This window comes from Neorhizobium alkalisoli (genome assembly GCF_002968635.1).
Taxonomy (GTDB): domain Bacteria; phylum Pseudomonadota; class Alphaproteobacteria; order Rhizobiales; family Rhizobiaceae; genus Neorhizobium; species Neorhizobium alkalisoli.
This window is the reverse complement of record NZ_PVBN01000038.1, coordinates 1-444: the sequence shown is the minus strand read 5'-3', so window position 1 is coordinate 444 and position 444 is coordinate 1. Positions and strand designations below refer to the sequence as shown.

At 52.0% G+C, this 444-nt stretch carries 2 protein-coding genes; both read right to left on the bottom strand.

Annotated features, from left to right (window positions below):
- On the bottom strand, window positions 1-191 hold a 191-nt coding region (locus C5L13_RS28435), incomplete at its 3' end, for a hypothetical protein (protein WP_205836899.1).
- Window positions 192-363: 172 nt separating this feature from the next.
- On the bottom strand, window positions 364-444 hold an 81-nt coding region (locus C5L13_RS29655; RefSeq protein WP_158693563.1), incomplete at its 5' end, for a YdgH/BhsA/McbA family protein.

Here is a 444-nt window from a genome sequence, read left to right as displayed (position 1 = left end):
ATCTCGCCGTGGTGCAGGTCGTCCGCTTTCTTGGCCGGTTTTTCTGCCTTGACGATGGGCGCGTTGAAGCTGCTTTCCAGGCGCTGGCACACTTCCACGCTCAATGAAAATTCGTTTTCAGCGGCGGCGGCTCGGATTTTCTCCTTCAGTGCCAGAGGAATTTTAATGGTAAGTGTCGATATCTCGCTCATTTTGAAAGCCTTTCTGCAGGAAGATGCCTTCAAGCTAAGCCACTGGCGATCGGGTGTCTGGTGTGTAATAAAAATTTAATATTTCTGTAACAATAAAGGGCGGGGCAAATGCGGAGTTTTCAAGCGGGAAATAGAGGCAGGGCCCGAAATCTCGGGCCCTGTACCGGAAACCTTATTTGTAGATGATCGCGGTGCCGCTCAACATGTTGTTACCGCCGGCGGAGATAATGCGGTAGCTGCTGGCGCCCTGAGC